The organism is Streptomyces sp. NPDC007095 (assembly GCF_040634475.1).
In the GTDB taxonomy this organism is placed as follows: Bacteria; Actinomycetota; Actinomycetes; order Streptomycetales; family Streptomycetaceae; genus Streptomyces.
On the sequence record NZ_JBEYFS010000115.1, the window covers coordinates 20,656 to 36,733 of the forward strand.

The following is a 16,078-nucleotide window of genomic DNA, read 5'->3' on the forward strand; positions in this document are numbered from 1 at the left end:
CGCGACAGCGGTTCGGGCCGCCCGGCGGACGAAGACCTCACTCGGCGACGGCCGGTGCGTTTCCCAGTTCGTCGATGAGTCGCCGGTAGGTCTCGAAGGCCGGCTTGGGGGTGTAGTCATCGCGCAGGAGGCCGAAGTGGTGGAAGAGTCCCTCGGCGCCGCTGTCGGCGTCTCGCAGGGCGAAGAACGAGTAGCCGTCGATGTTGAGGTCGGCCGCGAGGGCGGCGACGGTCCGGACGACGTTTTCGAGGACAGCGGCCTGTCGCTGCTCGGGGCGGTCGGGTCCGGTGGGCCAGCCGTTCTCGCAGATGCGGATTGCGACGGTGTCCGGGATGCCTGCCTTCGGCAGGTCGGTCCGCCGATAGGCGGTGAGGACGGCGGTGACCGCCTCTGCCAGCTGGTCGGCGGCGATGGGTCGGAAGACGTCGGGAAAGAAGTCCAGACCGACGTAGTCCAGGCTGGCCAGGAAGCGCGCGTCGGCCCGGGCGGCGAGCTCGGACCAGAAGGTATCGGCCGGATTGAAGGTCGGCACGGCGTTGAAGCCGACCGCAATTGTGTGGCCCAGAGCGCGGGCCTCCTGCTTGGCCGCAACGACTCCCTGAACGAGGGCGTTCAGGACGTTGGGGATGCTGCCGTCCAGGACGGGGAGATCGACGTTCGGTTCCTCGCAGATCTGCACGGAGGCCAGGTGCGGTCCGTGGGTACGGACGGCTTCGCGGACGAACTCAGGCCACTCGTCCAGTCGCCCTGACGGCTCCCTGAAGGGCAGCACGAGGTCGAGTTTGCGTCCGCCCTCAAGGTACTTCTGAGGGTCGGCGGGCGTGGGCGGCTCCTGCGCTGTCACGGTGGCGGCGAACGGCTGGTAGGCGCGGACCGACAGCGTGGTGGTTGTGCCTTGCAGCGTGTCGAGTGCGTCGGCGATGCGGTCCGGCAGGTCTGGTCGGACCGGGTGGACGATTCCGTTGTCGTCGCCCAGGAGGCCACCCGGATAGATACCGAAGGTCAGGGCCATGAGGTCACTCCTCCAGAAAATCTTGGTGTCATCACAATTTTGTGGTGACGCTATCATTTGCGGTGTGGGACTTCGAGAGACCAAGAAGCAGCAGACCCGCACCGCGATCGCCGACGCGGCCTTGGACTTGTTCCTGGAGCACGGCTTCGACCAGGTCACGGTCGCCGACGTCGCGCGACGCGCGGGGGTGTCCACCAACACCGTGTTCAACTACTTCTCCACCAAGGAGGACCTGTTCTTCGACCGCCAGGCCGAGGCCGAAGGCCATCTCGCCGCGCTCGTGCGCGACCGAGCGCCTGGCACCTGCCCGGTGGAGGTCGTCCGTGATGACCTGCTGGCCGCGCTGCAGCAGAACGAACCCATGCTGGGACTCCATCCCGGCGCACTCAGGTTCTGGCAGGTCATCCACGACAGTCCCGCACTTCGCGCACGCGAACGCGAGATCGGCGAACGTGCCGAGGCCGCCTTGGCGGTGGCCTTGGCCGAGCATCCACCGACGACCGCCAGCCCTGGCAACAGCAACCTCCCGATGCCCGCGCTTCTCGCAGGGGCCGTCGCCGGGACGCACCGGGCAGTCCTGCGTGAGATCCAACGGCGCGTCATGTCCGGCGAACCCGCCGCACGCGCCCGCGACACGGTCGCCCCGGCAGCACTCCGGGCATTCAACCGGCTGTGCCTCGGACTACACACGGACGCCAGTGAAGAGACGTCGCAGACGCGGCAGTCCCCCCATCAGCCCGGCTGCTGACGATGTCACAAGCCCCGCCCCGCTGGGCCTGACGTGCCTAACGTCTCTTACTACAATGGACCAGCCTGACCAGCATGAATGGACTCGACCTCTAGATAAGCCGGGCCCATCCCTCCCAGTCCAGCAGCCGCAAGGGCGCGATGAGGTTCGCCCAGTGAACGTCCGCGTGGGCGGTGGTCCAGCAGGGCACGGCCGGGGCCGGGATGCCCACGAACTCGGGGATGGCCCGGTCCATGTACTGCTGGCGTACGGCGACACGGTCAGTGACAGTTGCCGACACCTTCTCCAGCGCCTCCGTCAGCTCGGTCCACCAGGAGTCCGGCAGTTGGAGGTCGCGCTGGAGGATCGGGGTGTCCGACAGGACCGGCTGGTCGACGCCTACCGACAGCTCCGCCCGATAGGCAGTGCCGTCGTCAACGGTCTCGTACATACCCAGCAGCGCGGTCCGGTGTCCGTCGAGGTCTCCGAAGGCGCGCTGTGCGTCGGTGGCTCCGTCCCACAGCTTCCACCGCCTTGTCCGTCGGCGCGGACACAAGCCGCAGCCAGACGGGAGCGCCGACGGCGGTACGGGCCGGGGCGCCCAGGGTGCGCCCGGCCCAACCCCAGAACTCCCCGCCCGGCTCGGTCTGGACGGCCAGGGCCTTGGAAGCGAGGGCGTGGTGGGCGCGCATGCGCTGTTCGACGTCTGGGTCAGGGGGAGGCGAGTACATCGGTGATCTCCCTCAATCGGGTGGTATCCAGCTGAGATGGCCACCGGCCAGCCGCCACGCCCGAAGCGGGACTTCGGCCTGCGGTGGCCCGCAGGTCACGTTCCAGGAATGCGCCAGCCGCGGGGGCCAGATCTGGGAGACTCCCCGCCATGGACGACGATGACTCCTCGCTGACGACTGTCCTTCGCAGTGAGCTCACCGAATACCTCGAAGGAGTCGAGGACATCGACGTCGACGAACTGGCCTCGAATCTCGCCCTGCGAGCCGAGAGTCACTTCGGCATGTAGCCCCGGGGCTATCGCGGCGACGCCAGGCACCAGGTAAGCGGTGCGGCCGATGGTCGTGCTGTCAGCCAGCCAGGACGACGGGCTGCGGCGGCGTGTGCCCTGCGGCAACAGCCGCGACCAGGTCGGCGAGGCCTACAGGGTAGACCGTTTCCCGAGCGGTACGCAGTTCGGTCAGGGTCCACCAGCGGTGTTCGCGGATGTTGTCGGGCTGCGTCGCAGCTGCGGGGTCGATGTCGGCTGGGGAAACGCGGGTGAGGAAGTACAGCTCCACCTGCCGGACTTCGCGCCCGCCGGCCAAATGGTCCTTGGTGCGCTCCGCGAGCTGGGGCCCGAGCTCGATCGCCTTCTCGTCGACGCCAAGCTCTTCACTCAGCTCACGGAGCGTCGCTGTGGCGTGGTCCTCTCCCTCCTCCAGGGAGCCGCCGGGTGTCGCCCAGAAGCCGCCGTTCTCGTCGTAGCGGAGCAGCAGGACGCGGTCGTCTGCGTCCATGACGATGGCGCGGGCGGCTTCCCTCAGTGGCGGTGTGGAGGTCGTGATGCCTTCCAGTGTGGCAGCCCCCAGAGGGGGTTCAGGACCGTTCGACCAGGTATGGGCCGATTCATGCCGCGTCCAGGTCGCAGGCCTGGAGGGTGGCGAGGGCGTGGGCTGGGGTTTCGACGATGGGTTCGCGGTCGTTGAAGGACGTGTTCAGGACGACGGGCACTCCGGTGAGCTGATGGAAGTGCTCGATCAGGGCTCCGTACGCGGGCGCGGTGGCCAGGTCGGCAGTCTGGACGCGGGCGGTGCCGTCAACGTGTACGACTCCGGCGATCTTGTCGGCGTGGTCGGGTCGGACGGGTGGGGCGAAGTCGAAGCCGGTCCGGTCCGGTCCGGTCGGCGAGATCGGCGACGCCGGTGCGTGGGTGCGGGTGAGCCGTCCGTGGACGTGGGTGTCGACGACGTCGAAGAGCGGGGCGAGGTAGAAGCCGGGGTCGCAGTACGAGGCGAGCGCCATGGTCTTGCCGGCCTCCTGCTCGTGCCGGCCGAGCCAGTTGGTGAATGCCTCGTAGGTCGCCCGATCCCGGCCGCGCGTGGCCGGCTGAGCCGGTTGCCGCCCAGGCGTTCGATCCCGTCGGGGGGGGTGGGCCGGTAGTAGGTCTCGGTGTCAATGTTGTTGCCGCCGCCGTCGACGACCAGCACGGTCGCCGTGTCGTACGGGCTGAGGCAGTAGGCGGTGCAGGCGTGGCTGAGGTGGTGGTCGACCGGCACGATCCTGCTCCGGTCGATGCCGAGGTGGGCGAGGCCGGTCCCGGTGCGGGTGGGTGGGGTGCGGCCGATGCCACTGACGGGGATCATGTCGACGTCGGCGAGCGTCAGGTCGGCCGCGCGCAGGCAGTACAGGAGCGAGGCTTCCCAGCCGGGGCTGTAGCGGGTGCGGTTGAGGCGTTTCCTCGCCGATCGCGACCATCACGGTGTCGGTGATCAGGGCGGCGCCGCCGTCGTGACCGAGGTTGATGCCGACGACGCAGGGCGTGGTCCGGGCCATCAGGCGGCCCTCCGCGCGCGGTTGGCGAGCAGGTTCCCCAGGCGGTGTGACCGGCCGGGTCGCGGTGGAGGGCACAGTCGAAGGCCGGCCCCCGCCACGCGCGGGGGCCGGCCTTCGTCGTGCTCAGTGCGCCGCGCGCACCGCCGAGACCAGTCCGCCGGCGCCCTCGTCCTGCTGCGACGGGGTGAGCACCGGACGCCCGTAGGCCTCGGCGCGCTCACGCAGGGTGAAGGTCTCCGCCTCCCAGCCGAGGCCGTCCAGCCAGCCGACCGGGTCCTCCGGCATCTCCGAGACCCACATCGACGCTGCCGATCCCGGAGCGGCGTCCTCGCGGAAGCGTTCGACCACACCGCGCGAGCCCAGTGTCAGGCCCATCCTGCTGCCTGCAGCGGACAGCGCGCCGACCCGTTCGAGCAGCGACTGCACCGCGTCCTCGGGCAGATAGATCAGCAGTCCCTCGGCGATCCACACCGTCGGCTGCGCCGGATCGTGCCCGGCCGCGGCCAGGGCGCCGGGCCAGTCCTCGCGCAGGTCGACCGGGACGGTGATCCGCTCGCAGCGCGGAACGGCCCGCTCCTGACGCAGCACCGAGGCCTTGAAGCCCAGCGGTTCGGCCGTGTCGACCTCGAACAGCAGGGTCCCCGCAGGCCAGTCCATCCGGAAGGCCCTGCTGTCCATCCCGGCTCCGAGCAGCACGACCTGCCGGACGCCGGACGCGACCGCCCGGTCCAGCAGGTCGTCCAGGAACTTCGTCCGGATGACGATCGAGAAGGCCACACCGAGCCAGCGGCGCCGCGCCGCCTCGTCCGCGCGCGGGGGCGGCGGCGCCCCGGGGCCGATCCCGCCGGCCGTGGCGAAGGCCAGCGCCAGCGGGTCCCGGAACAGCGGCTGCTCGCGTGCCGTCTCCATCGCCCTCACCCGGGCCACGCCCACGGCTGTGGCCCACACCCCGGACGGCTCGACCCGTCCCTCCGCATCAGTCATGTGTTCAGCCTAGGCCGCCGGGGCGTGGGGTGTTGACGTGTAGGTCTTGTCAGCCTCGATGCCGCGCTTTTGGAGATCGCTTCCCACGTGTCTGGAGATCGTTTCCCGACGCCGAACAGTTCTGCCGGGGCTGAGACGGCGGTCAGGCAGTCTTGCTCGCTTCCTGTTCTCAGGTGAGGATCGCGGGATGGGACGGGTCTATGACGATGTTCGGTTGGCGGTCGCAATCAGGCCGGTAATGAGATGCCGGAGGCGTCAGTTCGGGCCTGGGTGGAGCTGATCGGGTCGTTCACGCCCGCGCCGGCTCCGGCGGTAGTGGAGATCGGTGCGGGGACGGGGATGTTCAGCGAATTCTTGCGAGACATCTCACGATGCCAAGTCGTCAAGCCGCTGCGGCCATTTTGGTAGGGAAGGCGACGTGTTCGTCGAACAGTTCGCCCTTCTGCAGGCAGTGGTAGAGCTGGCCGATCATGCGGTTGAACAGGTGCCGCTGGGCGGCCGCGTGCCAGTCTCCCTGTTCGCGCCGTCGCCGGTAGTGGGCGTCGGCTCCGGGCGAGGAGCGCAGGGCGGAGAAAGCCCACAGGTAACCGGCGTGGTTGAGCCGGTCGTTTTTGACCACGCGCCGTCCGACGTGGTGCTTCTTGCCCGAGGCCCGGGTGACGGGGGCCGATCCGGCATAGGCTTTCAGGCCGCGGGCGTCGGCGAAGCGCTCACGGTCGTCGCCGACCTCGGCTAGGACCCGGGCGCCGAGTTGGACCCCGAGACCGGGGAAGCTCACGATGACCTCAGCGTCCGGGTGCTGGAGAAAAGACTCCTCGACCGCCTCGGTGAGCTCGTCGGCGGCGAGGCAGGCGGCCTCCAGCTGCCGCAGGAGGGCGAGGGCCTGCTTGCCGAGCGCATCCTCAACCAGCCGTGGCTGGCTCGCGTACTCGCCCCGGAAGACCTCGCGGAGCCGGTCGGCCTCGGCCTCGATGCCGCGGCTGCGGCCGGCCCGTTTGAGGGTGGAGCGGAGCTGGACGCGGGTGAGCCGGACGGCCTGGGCATGGGTCGGTGCGAGCTTGAGCAGCTCGCGGGCCTCGGGACGGCATAGGCCATTGGTCCAGGTCGTGATGGCGTCCAGGGCGGCGGGGTAGTACTCGCGCAACAGGGAACGGAGCTGGTGCCAGGCGTCGGATGTGGCGGATCTTCCAGTTCGTCCTGAGCCGGTGCCCCTGTTTGCGGGCTCCGGCGGCGTGCTGGTGGGCACGGTTGATGGTGGAGTCCACCGACACGGTCCACTCCACGGTGCCCACGGCATCATCTTTGACTTGCACGTGCTCCAGCAGCTTCGCCCAGGTTCCGTCCGTCTCCCAGCGGGCGAAGCGCTCGTAGACGGTCTGCCACGGGCCATAACGCTCGGGCAGATCACGCCAGGGTACCCTTGTCCGCAATCGCCAGAGCACGCCGTTCACCACCTGGTGGTGATTCCGCCACGGCCGCCCACGACCATCAACACGCGGCAGCAGCGGTCCTATCCGCTCCCATGCAACATCCGTCAACTCACCCCGGCCAACCACAAGAGCAATGACCAGGTATGGCTAGTCACCCATAAACCACAAGTAGCTGCCCGGCGTCGCCGCACACGCTTCGAGGATCTCGGCAAGGTCGAGCAGAGCCGCTTTCTGCTGTTCGTCAGTGCACCCCCGTGTCAGGGCGACGACTTCCTGACGGGCGACTTGAGCTTCCTCCTCGTTGAACAGCGTGTCGCCGTAGGGATCTACCCAGTCAAGCTTGCCCGAGCCATGCCGGTCGAGGGTGCTCAGCACCCTCGCCAGCGCTTCACCGTGCTCGTAAGAGCCCCGAAGCAAGGTGTCCCGGGACGACCCCTTTCGAGTGGGTCACCCCGAGTGCAGTTCCAGCTCAATCCCCATGGCCCCTCCTTCGGCCTCGGACGCCGAAGCTTCGCATAGATCATTTGTCAGACACGACCTAGGGTCGCGAGTCGGGCGTCGAGGGTCTCGTCGGCGGGATAGAAGCGAACAGTGTCGACATCGGCGTCGCGCCACACGCGCAGCCGCTCGCGCACCATGTCCTCGGTTCCGATCAGCGTGGTGGCCAACACCATCTCGTCGGTGACCAGGCCGGCCGCGCCGTCCCGGTCCCCGGCCTGCCAGCGCGTCCGGACTTCGGCCGCCACCTCGGCCCAACCCTGGCGGCTGTAGGCGTTGTTGTAGAAGTTCGTGGTCGCGGAGCCCATACCGCCGAGGCTGAAGGCCAGCTCCTTCTTGTGTCCGGCCACCATCGCGAGGAGCGCGTCCTCGTCCTCCGCGAAGGCGACCTCGGCGCCCTGGCAGATGTCGAGGTCGGCACGTGCACGACCGGCGGCGCTCAGGCCTCGGTCCAGGTGGTAGAAGTACGCCTCCTTGGCGCCCTCGGGCACGAAACTGGTGCCCAGCCAGCCGTCGGCGATCTCACCGGTCAGGTGCAGCATCTTCGGTGAGAGGGTCGCCAGGTAAACGGGGATGTCGTGCTCCGCGCGCATCGACAGACGCATGGGCTTGCCCTCCCCACCCGGCAGGGGGATCAGGAACTCCCGCCCGGAGTAGGCGACTTTCTCCCCCGAGGCGGCCTGCCGCACGATCTCGACGGTCTCGCGCATCCGTGACAGCGGCCGGGCGAAAGGCACGCCGTGCAGCCCCTCGATCACCTGCGGTCCCGAGGGGCCCAGCCCGAGAAGGAAGCGCCCCTGTGATATCTGCGACAGCGTGATCGCGGCGCGGGCTATGGCCATCGGAGTGCGGGTGCCGAGCTGGATGATTCCCGATCCGAGAAGCATGCGCTCGGTCTTCGCGGCGAGACAGCCCAACGGCGAGGGCGCCTCGGAGCCCCACGCCTCCGCGACCCAACAAATGTCCAGGCCGAGTTTCTCCGCCTCGGTGACGTAGTCGACGATCTCCCGCCAGTCGCCCCCGGAGGCTTCGATCGTGGTGGAGGTACGCATCACAGACCCGCCTCGCCTGAGCTCTGGGCACTCTCGGCCAGCTTCTTGGTCTCTGCGAGGGTGACGGGTCATGTTGGTCTCGAACTCCCGCATGCGCACGAAGACGATCTTCTGTTCCTTCTCCGGCATGCGGTCGATGGCGAATGAGAGACCCGACCGGGCCGGCCCCATCTGCATCCGTTCCCGCAGCAGAGTGCCACCGTCCTGCGGCTGCAACGTGAACCGCCAGATCGCCGTCGGATGCCGGGGGTCCTCGACCGCCCAGGCAAGCCTCCTCGACGGTTCGTACTCGACGATGTGGGACGTGGTGGCCCACTCCCCCAGCGCTTCATGCTTGCTCCGGCCGACGAACCGGGCGCCGAGCGCGGGGCCGCTCCTGCCGTCCAGCCATTCCACCGATCGCAGCTCGGGGCTCATGCGCGGCATCAGCTCGATGTCGGACACCAGCGCCCACACGTGCGCCGGCGCGGCGGCGATCCAGCTGTGAACCTCCACCGTCGGCTTGTCCGCATAGCATGCGCCCGTCCACTCCATGATCCCGCAGCCTCCGGGCCGCCAAGAACGCTCACATGAGCACCTGAACAGTAAAGTTGTGTAGATAGACTTACTTATCAAGGATGCTCTGACTACCACAGGGCTGCCGATTCAGCCCGCGAATCGCTCCCGCACATCCGGTCGCTCGGCCAGATGCGACGGATATCCGGGGCCCATCCGGGGGGCGTGTTGTCCGCGGTCATGGGCTCGCCGCAGGCGGCGCACACGACCTCGGCGTGGGTCTCCTGCCCGCACACCTCGTGCCGCATCGCCACCGGCGGGCCCGCCTCACCGGCCAGCCAGCGGTCTCCCCACCGGTTCATCACCAGCAGCACGCCAAAGAAGTCGCGCCCCTTCTCGGTGAGCACGTAGTCATGGCGGACCGGCTCCGTCTGGTACGGCCGCTTCTCCAGCAGCCCCTCCTCCACCAGCCGGCGCAGCCGGTCCGTCAGCGTGTTGCGGGCGATCCCCAGCGACTCCTGGAACGCGTCGAACCGCCGGATCCCGTAGAACGCCTCACGCAGCACCAACGGCGTCCACCAGTCCCCGAGCAGGTCCATGGTCCGCGCGATCGAACAGGGCCACCGGGCAAAGGATGTCCGTCTCATGGCAGCCACGCATAGGTTCATCCAGTCGTGAGACCCAGCAGGTGAACTGAGCAGTGGCTGGTGCGCAGTCTCTTGTGTTCCATCAATAACGAAGTTATGTTGCCGCCATGAAACGTGACTTGCAGGGCAGAAGGCTGGTTGTCACCGGAGCGGCACGCGGCATCGGCGAGAAGGTGGCCCGACTTGCCGCAGCCCGAGGAGCTCGGGTGACCGTGATCGGACTGGAACCCGATCGGTTGCGCGACCTCGCCGAGGACCTGGGCCCCACCGCTTCCTGGCTCGAGGCCGATGTGCGCGACGGTGCCGCCCTACGGTCGGCGATCGATGCGGCGGCAGGGGAGATGGGCGGCATAGATCTCCTCGTCGCCAACGCCGGCGTCGTGGCGTACGGGACGGTGCGGCAGACGGACGAGGCGTCGTTCGAACGGGTTCTGGACATCAACCTGAACGGCGTGTTCCGCACCCTCAAGTACGCGACGCCCCATCTGGAGCGCAGCCGGGGCCACGTGCTGGTCGTGGCGTCCGCGCTGTCGTTCATGCCGCTGGCCGCGATGGCCTCCTACGGCGCGAGCAAGGCGGCGGCCGAGCTGCTCGCCCTGACCTACCGCCAGGAGGTGGCGCATCTCGGGGTCACGGTCGGCCTGGTGCACCCCTCCTGGATCGACACGGACCTCGTCCGGGGTGCCGAGGCGGATCTCCCCTCCTTCCAGGGGCTGCGCGGGCGGCTGCCTTATCCGGGCAACGTCACCACGAGCGCCGACCGGGCGGCCGCCGCGATTGTCGACGGGCTCGTGCGCCGACGCAGCCGCGTGTACGTGCCGCGCGCGGTCGTCGTGGCCAACTGGGCGAAGGGAGCGCTGAATTCACCGCTGGCCTGGCCCTGGGCAAGGCGCTTCACGGCCCGGGCGGTTCCGTCCCTCGAACGGGAGGTCGCGGCGTTGGGGAGGCATGACCAACTCACGCCCGGTACCGACGCCCCTGCTGCGGAGAGCAGGTCGTCGTAGCCGCGCGGGGATGCACCCAACCACCCGGTTTCTCAGCGGCCTTGGACGATCGAGTCGTACAAGCGCGCGCCGGCCTCGTGGGAGGCCTCGGCACGTTCTCGCCTGTCACCCAGCCCGACGGAGAAGTTCACGCCCATCGGCCGGAGCACCTGCGTCACGGCGTCCTCGAACTCGACGAAGTGCTCAGCCAGTTCGAGGGTGACGTAACCATGCACAAAACTCCACAACTGGGCGGCGATGACTTCGGGTTCCTGCCGCTCGACCCTGCCGGAGTGCACGAGCCGGTCGCACGCCGCAGTGACATGAGCGTGGGCTTCTCGGAAGGCCGGGGAATGCCCGCTCAGGCGAAGGTCTGCATCCGACAGAGGCCGGTACGTCGCCCGAGTGGACAGCCCGAACATCAGGTCGTAGAGGTGAGGGTTCTCGTGGGCCAGCCGACGGCAGGTCAGGGCCATGGCATAGAGCTCCGCGACCGGGTCTTCCGTCACCGGTACCTGGGCGAATGCTCTGCCGAGTTCCTTGAACCCGTGGTCGGCGACAGCACTCATGAGCTCGGGAATCCCGCCGAAGTGGCTGTAGACCACCATCGTCGACAGTCCGCTCGCGGACGCCACCGCGCGCACCTTCAGAGCCGACGGACCCTGCTCGGCCAGCAAGCCGACGGCCGCCTGCACAAGCCGTTCCGGTGCGTCATCGAGCCTCGCCCGCCCTGCCATGTCCCGCACGCCTCCACCGTTGACATACACGAAATAACTTGGTTATGTAAATCTTCGCGGCAATAGTACACATCGTGCGTGACATGCCGTCTCGGATCCACGCGTCCCTTCAGACACGACATCACGCGCTGTTCCAGTCTCCTGCCGCCTGTGCGGACACGGCCCCCGTCGGGGCGGACCCGACCCCATCGCTGCGACCCGCATCCGCAGTTGTCCTCCACGCACTCACACTTTTCATCCCATGAACTGAGCACGGGAGAATCATCAATGCCATACAAGGACAAAGGACATCTGGAGATCGAGGAGCGCGGAGCCGTCCTTGTCGTCCGGGTGGACGGCGGTCCGCACCAGGTGTTCGGCCTCGACATCGCCAATCAGCTGGCCAAACTGGTAGCCCGGGCCGACCGCGATCCACGCATCCGTGCCGTCGTCTTCACCGGAGCGCATCCGGAACGGTTCGTCAGCCATGCCGCAGTCCGGTGGCTGCAGGAAGAGGGCGCCGCGAGCCCTACGGTCGGCCGACGCGGTGCCGCCGCCGTCGTACGCGCGGCCAAGCACGTGGACCGGTCCCGTCTCCTCGGGCCCGTGATGCGCAGGACCCCGATGCGGGGAGCCCTCCAGCTGGAACGTCTGCACACGACCTTCCTCCGTATGAACGCCAGCGGTGTCCTCTTCGTCGCCGCCCTCAACGGTTCGGCTCTCGGCCTCGGCGCCGAGTTCGCCTGGGCGTGCGATCTGCGAGTCATGGCCGACGGGGACTTCTTCATCGGCCAGCCGGAAATCCTCCTCGGCATCATCCCTGGTGGAGGCGGCACCCAGCGGCTGACCCGCCTGATCGGCACCCACCGGTCCTTGGCCGCGATCCTCGAAGGTAAGCCGTTCACACCTGCGGAGGCTCTCGCCAACGGGGCGGTCGACCAAGTCGTTCCGCAGCACAAGGTGCTCGCGCAGGCGGTCGAACTCGCGGAACGCTTCGGCAAGCGGTCGAAGGGTTCGGTGGCGGCCGCCAAGAGGTCGGTGTACTTCGGCGGCTCGATGTCGCTGGAGGACGGACTGCATGTCGAACGCGCCGAGTTCTTCACCAGAGTCATGTCGGAGGAAGGGCAGGAACTGATGCTCGACTACATGAAGACGACGGACGCCACCGGCGAGCTCCCGCTCTACCGGCCGGACACCTACGCGCAGGCGCTCGCCTCGGGCAGTGTGCCCGGGCGCCGCTCGGCGAACGGACGGTGAGCCGACGATGACCACTGCGCACTCCTTCATCCGTCACGACATCACGTTCCCCTCCGGCGACAGCTCCTGCGCCGGGTGGTTCTACCTCCCCACAGGCGTCACCTCACCGCCCGTCGTCGTCCTGGGGCACGGCCTGGGCGCAACCCGCGAAATGCGCCTGGACGCGTTCGCCGAGCGTTTCGCGCAGGCCGGCATCGCCGCAGTGGCGTTCACCTATCGGCATTTCGGCGACAGCGGCGGCCACCCGCGCCAGCTCCTGTCGATCAAGCGGCAGCTCGCCGACTGGGACGCCGCCCTCGCCTACGTCAAGGCCCGCCCTGACATCGACCGCTTCCGCGTCGCGGTCTGGGGCAGCTCCTTCGGCGGAGGCCACGCCATCACCGTCGCCTCACGCCATCCCGAACTGCGCGCGGCCGTGGCCCAGTGCCCGTTCACCGACGGTCTCGCCTCCGCGCTCGCGCTGGGCCCGCTCGCCTCACTCAGGATGGCCCCCGTGCTCGCCCGGGACCTGTCAGCCAGAGTGCGCGGCAGGGCACCCGCGATGGTTCCCATCGCCGCCGCCCCCGGCTCGCCGGCCCTCATGAACGCTCCCGACGCCCTGCCCGGATACCAGGCACTGCAGCCGCCCGGGAAGACGTTCCGCAACGAGGTGGCGGCACGGGTGATCCCGACCATCGCCGCCTACCGGCCCGGGCGTGCGGCGAGGAAGGTCACCATGCCGATCCTCTTCTGCGTCAGCAACACCGACTCCGTGACGCCCCCCGCCCAGACCCTCCGGTACGCGGACACCGCGCCCCGGGGAGAGATCAAGAGGTACGACGCCGGCCACTTCGACTTCTACACCGGCGAGACCTTCGAGGAACTGGTACGCGACCAGATCGAGTTCCTCACCCGCCAGCTCCACCCGGCGCCCGTCGCATCGACTCCCTGACCTGCCCGCCGAACGGACCGCATCACACCGAGACAGGTACGCCTCGCCATGAATGTCGCTTCTCTGCCCGACCGCCGCGCCGAGCTCGACCCCCACGGAGCCGCGGTCTCCGACCGACACCAGTCCCTCACCAACACGCAGCTGCTGAGCCGGGTCCGAACGGCAGCGCGTCAGCTCCAGGACCTCGGAATCGGTCCCGGGGACGTCGTCGCCCTCAAGCTGACGAATCGCGTCGAGTTCGTCGTACTGCTGTTCGCCGCCTGGCGGCTCGGCGCCACCATCACACCGGTCAACCCGAGCATGACCGACGTCGAAGTGGTGCGACAGCTCCAGGACTCCGGTGCGTGCCTGCTGGTGGTCGAGGACGGTGCGGCCGTAGCGGCGCACGGTGTTGCCGTACTCGCCGTCGGCGGACTGCACGAAGGAGCGGTGGAGCCGGATCAAGCACCGCTTCTGGACCCGGCCACTCTGTCCCTGCTCATCTACACCAGCGGTACGACCGGGGTACCCAAGGGCGTGATGCTCGACCACGCCAACATCGACGCCATGGTGGAGATGGGGCGCCGGGCGCTGGAGTTGAGGCCGGCGGACCGCTGTCTGCTGATCCTGCCGCTCTTCCACGTCAACGGCATCGTGGTCAGCGTCCTGACGCCGCTGCTCGCAGGAGCCAGTGTCGTCATCGCGGGCCACCGCTTCGATCCCCACAGCTTCTTCGACCTCGTCGAGCAGGAGCGCCCCACCTTCTTCAGTGCCGTGCCCACGATCTACAGCATGCTCGCAGCGCTCCCGGACGACGTTCAACCCGACACATCGTCCCTGCGGTTCGCAGTCTGCGGCGCCGCACCCGCCTCGGCCGAGCTGCTGGCCCGCTTCGAGGCACGGTACGGATTTCCACTGGTCGAGGGATACGGCCTGTCCGAAGGAACCTGCGGCTCCACCATCAACCCCGTCGGCGGCCCTCGACGCGCCGGAACCGTGGGACTTCCCTTCCCCGGCCAGGAGATCCGGATCATCAACGCCGACGGCAGCGTGGTTGCGCCGGGCACGGACGGTGAAGTCGTCGTGAGGGGCCCGAACGTCATGCGTGGCTATCTCGGCCGTCCGGAGGAAACCGCCAGAGTCGTAGTCGACGGCTGGTTGCACACAGGCGATGTGGGCCACCTCGACGCCGAGGGCTACCTGACCCTGGTCGGGCGCTCGAAAGATATGATCATCCGGGGTGGGGAGAACATCTACCCCAAGGAGATCGAGGACGTGCTGGCAGGCGACCCGTCGGTGCTCGAGGCCGCGGTGATCGGCGTACCCGACGAGAAGTGGGGCGAGGTGGTCGTCGCCTACGTCCAGCCGTCACCGGGGGCGAGCGTCGATCCGACGGCGCTGAAAGCACTCTGTGCCCGCAGCCTCACCGGCTACAAGCGTCCGACCGCGTTCTTCGTGGTGGAAGCCATCTCGAAGAACGCGGTCGGCAAGATCGACAAAGCCTCATTGCGTGCCGAGCACGCCGCCCTCTCTGCCCGGTCCTGATCAACGCAGATGACTCTGTGGCTGTCTCGGCTGACGGCGCGCAGCCCGCCGGCCGGGGCGAGTCCAGTTCCGAGGCGACCACAGCGTCGCATTTTCCACGCAGGCCCAACTGGCGGGCCTCGATGGGTTGTTCGGCCGGGGCCTGATCGATCGGGCCTTGACCCCGGATCTTGAACACGTCTATGCGGCTCGAGCCAGGGTAGTTGATGTTGTTTGGAAGGTGCTCTCGTAAGTGATCGGTGATCGTTGTCCGAGGCGGGAGTGCCGGCGTCGGGTGTTGTATCGGGTCAGCCAGCGGAAGGCGTCGAGTCGGGCCTCACGCTCGCTCGGCCAGCTCTTCCGTCCTGTCAGCGTCTCTCTTTTGAAGCTGGCGTTGAACGATTCGGCGGCGGCGTTGTCCGCACTGGACCCGACTGCGCTCATGCTCTGGAGCACGCATGCTGACCTGCAGACTTCGGCGAAGGCCCGACTCGTACATTGGGCGGATTCAACTGGTCGTCGCAACACCTCATGAGCTGGAGGTTTGCGGGTGGGTGTGCTGGATCGGCAACGGGCAGTCAGGCAGTATCGCGGGCAGATGCCCTCGCCGGGTCGGCCGAGTGTCGCGTGGCGTGAGGATCGCGTCCAGTTCTGGCAGGCCATCGCGTGGGGGCTGAGCTCGGTAGACGCCGCGGTGGTGATCGGGGTCTCCCCGGCCGTGGATACGCGGTGGTTTCGGCATGCTGGCGGCGTGAATCCGTGCCTTGCCCCGACTGCGTCGGGCCGCTACCTGTCCTTTTCCGAGCGGGAGGAGATCGCCCTGCTGCGTGCCCGGGACTTCGGCGTGCGGGCGATCGCGAGGCATCTGGGTCGTTCGCCCTCGACAGTCTCGCGGGAGCTGCGGCGCAACGCGTCCACCCGGACCTATCGCCTGGAGTACCGGGCCCCGCTGGCCCAGTGGCACGCTGAGCGGCGCGCGCAGAGGCCGAAGACGGCGAAGCTGGTGATCAATCAGCGCCTCCGTGACTACGTTCAGGGCCGGCTGGCCGGGACCGTTGTCCATGCCGCGCACGGCCAGGTCGTGGAGGGGCCGCAGGTGCGGCCGTGGCAGGGCAAGAACAAGCCCTGAACCTTCCCCTTGATCGTGGACACCTGGAGACTGGGACCTGAGGTTCCAGAGGAAGTAGCACCAGGTGGGAAGCAAGTACACGAAGCGGTACACCGAGGAGTTCAAGCGGGACGCGATCGCGCTCGTCGACTCCTCGGGCAAGACGGTCACTGCGGTTGCGAGGGAGCTCG

At 68.3% G+C, this 16,078-nt stretch carries 16 protein-coding genes and 5 pseudogenes; 8 read left to right on the plus strand and 13 right to left on the minus strand.

Annotated features, from left to right (window positions below; translation table 11 throughout):
• Positions 1-37: 37 nt before the first annotated feature.
• Positions 38-1,012, minus strand: a complete 975-nt coding sequence (locus ABZ656_RS32845; protein WP_360272670.1) for a hypothetical protein — start codon at positions 1,010-1,012, stop codon at positions 38-40.
• Positions 1,013-1,076: 64 nt separating this feature from the next.
• Between ABZ656_RS32845 and ABZ656_RS32850 the strand changes: the two genes are divergently transcribed.
• Entirely contained in the window at positions 1,077-1,760 is a 684-nt protein-coding gene (locus tag ABZ656_RS32850; protein ID WP_360272673.1) for a TetR/AcrR family transcriptional regulator, read from the plus strand.
• 91 nt (positions 1,761-1,851) lie between these two features.
• Here the strand turns inward: ABZ656_RS32850 and ABZ656_RS32855 are convergent, their stop codons facing one another.
• Positions 1,852-2,190 carry a hypothetical protein gene (locus ABZ656_RS32855; RefSeq protein WP_360272676.1) on the minus strand — a complete coding sequence of 113 codons (339 nt, stop codon included), beginning with the start codon at positions 2,188-2,190 and terminating at the stop codon, positions 1,852-1,854.
• 429 nt (positions 2,191-2,619) lie between these two features.
• Between ABZ656_RS32855 and ABZ656_RS32860 the strand changes: the two genes are divergently transcribed.
• Positions 2,620-2,757 carry a hypothetical protein gene (locus ABZ656_RS32860; protein ID WP_180362614.1) on the plus strand — a complete coding sequence of 46 codons (138 nt, stop codon included), beginning with the start codon at positions 2,620-2,622 and terminating at the stop codon, positions 2,755-2,757.
• Positions 2,758-2,818: 61 nt separating this feature from the next.
• Here the strand turns inward: ABZ656_RS32860 and ABZ656_RS32865 are convergent, their stop codons facing one another.
• The 9 genes and pseudogenes from ABZ656_RS32865 to ABZ656_RS32905 all read right to left on the minus strand — a co-directional run bounded on the left by ABZ656_RS32865 (position 2,819) and on the right by ABZ656_RS32905 (position 9,341).
• Positions 2,819-3,319 carry an NUDIX domain-containing protein gene (locus ABZ656_RS32865; RefSeq protein WP_360272701.1) on the minus strand — a complete coding sequence of 167 codons (501 nt, stop codon included), beginning with the start codon at positions 3,317-3,319 and terminating at the stop codon, positions 2,819-2,821.
• A gap of 37 nt (positions 3,320-3,356) precedes the next feature.
• The gene (locus tag ABZ656_RS32870; protein WP_360272680.1) at positions 3,357-3,752 is read right to left on the minus strand and encodes a carbamoyltransferase C-terminal domain-containing protein; all 396 of its coding nucleotides are present in this window, start codon (positions 3,750-3,752) and stop codon (positions 3,357-3,359) included.
• A 654-nt stretch (positions 3,753-4,406) separates the two neighbouring features.
• Entirely contained in the window at positions 4,407-5,267 is an 861-nt protein-coding gene (locus ABZ656_RS32875) for a class I SAM-dependent methyltransferase (protein ID WP_360272683.1), read from the minus strand.
• 382 nt (positions 5,268-5,649) lie between these two features.
• Positions 5,650-6,429: pseudogene (locus tag ABZ656_RS32880) on the minus strand (transposase); the annotation flags it as partial.
• Between the two features lie 17 nt (positions 6,430-6,446).
• Positions 6,447-6,823: pseudogene (locus ABZ656_RS32885) on the minus strand (IS5 family transposase); the annotation flags it as partial.
• 21 nt (positions 6,824-6,844) lie between these two features.
• Positions 6,845-7,072, minus strand: coding sequence for a hypothetical protein (locus tag ABZ656_RS32890; RefSeq protein WP_360272686.1), 228 nt, complete (start codon positions 7,070-7,072; stop codon positions 6,845-6,847).
• Positions 7,073-7,224: 152 nt separating this feature from the next.
• Complete coding sequence (locus tag ABZ656_RS32895) at positions 7,225-8,247, minus strand: LLM class flavin-dependent oxidoreductase (protein ID WP_360272704.1); 1,023 nt, start codon at positions 8,245-8,247, stop codon at positions 7,225-7,227.
• A 222-nt stretch (positions 8,248-8,469) separates the two neighbouring features.
• Positions 8,470-8,781, minus strand: a pseudogene (locus ABZ656_RS32900) (SRPBCC family protein); the annotation flags it as partial.
• Positions 8,782-8,873: 92 nt separating this feature from the next.
• Positions 8,874-9,341, minus strand: coding sequence for a helix-turn-helix domain-containing protein (locus tag ABZ656_RS32905; RefSeq protein WP_360272689.1), 468 nt, complete (start codon positions 9,339-9,341; stop codon positions 8,874-8,876).
• A gap of 155 nt (positions 9,342-9,496) precedes the next feature.
• Here ABZ656_RS32905 and ABZ656_RS32910 point away from each other — a divergent pair, with 155 nt between their 5' ends.
• Entirely contained in the window at positions 9,497-10,393 is an 897-nt protein-coding gene (locus ABZ656_RS32910; protein ID WP_360272692.1) for a short-chain dehydrogenase/reductase, read from the plus strand.
• A 32-nt stretch (positions 10,394-10,425) separates the two neighbouring features.
• Here ABZ656_RS32910 and ABZ656_RS32915 read toward each other — a convergent pair whose 3' ends face one another.
• Entirely contained in the window at positions 10,426-11,109 is a 684-nt protein-coding gene (locus ABZ656_RS32915; protein ID WP_101406512.1) for a TetR/AcrR family transcriptional regulator, read from the minus strand.
• Positions 11,110-11,376: 267 nt separating this feature from the next.
• Between ABZ656_RS32915 and ABZ656_RS32920 the strand changes: the two genes are divergently transcribed.
• From ABZ656_RS32920 to ABZ656_RS32930, 3 genes are read left to right on the plus strand one after another with little or no spacing between them, the layout of a single operon-like run.
• Positions 11,377-12,345 (plus strand): enoyl-CoA hydratase/isomerase family protein, encoded by a 969-nt coding sequence (locus ABZ656_RS32920; RefSeq protein ID WP_101406513.1) that lies wholly within the window; start codon positions 11,377-11,379, stop codon positions 12,343-12,345.
• Between the two features lie 7 nt (positions 12,346-12,352).
• Complete coding sequence (locus tag ABZ656_RS32925; RefSeq protein WP_360272695.1) at positions 12,353-13,276, plus strand: alpha/beta fold hydrolase; 924 nt, start codon at positions 12,353-12,355, stop codon at positions 13,274-13,276.
• A gap of 48 nt (positions 13,277-13,324) precedes the next feature.
• Entirely contained in the window at positions 13,325-14,800 is a 1,476-nt protein-coding gene (locus ABZ656_RS32930; protein WP_360272698.1) for an AMP-binding protein, read from the plus strand.
• A gap of 180 nt (positions 14,801-14,980) precedes the next feature.
• Here ABZ656_RS32930 and ABZ656_RS32935 read toward each other — a convergent pair.
• Positions 14,981-15,262, minus strand: a pseudogene (locus tag ABZ656_RS32935) (integrase core domain-containing protein); the annotation flags it as partial.
• A 67-nt stretch (positions 15,263-15,329) separates the two neighbouring features.
• Between ABZ656_RS32935 and ABZ656_RS32940 the strand changes: the two are divergent.
• Positions 15,330-15,905: pseudogene (locus ABZ656_RS32940) on the plus strand (helix-turn-helix domain-containing protein); the annotation flags it as partial.
• 67 nt (positions 15,906-15,972) lie between these two features.
• Positions 15,973-16,078 (plus strand): transposase (locus ABZ656_RS32945; protein ID WP_360272708.1); only part of this gene is annotated, 106 nt, incomplete at its 3' end.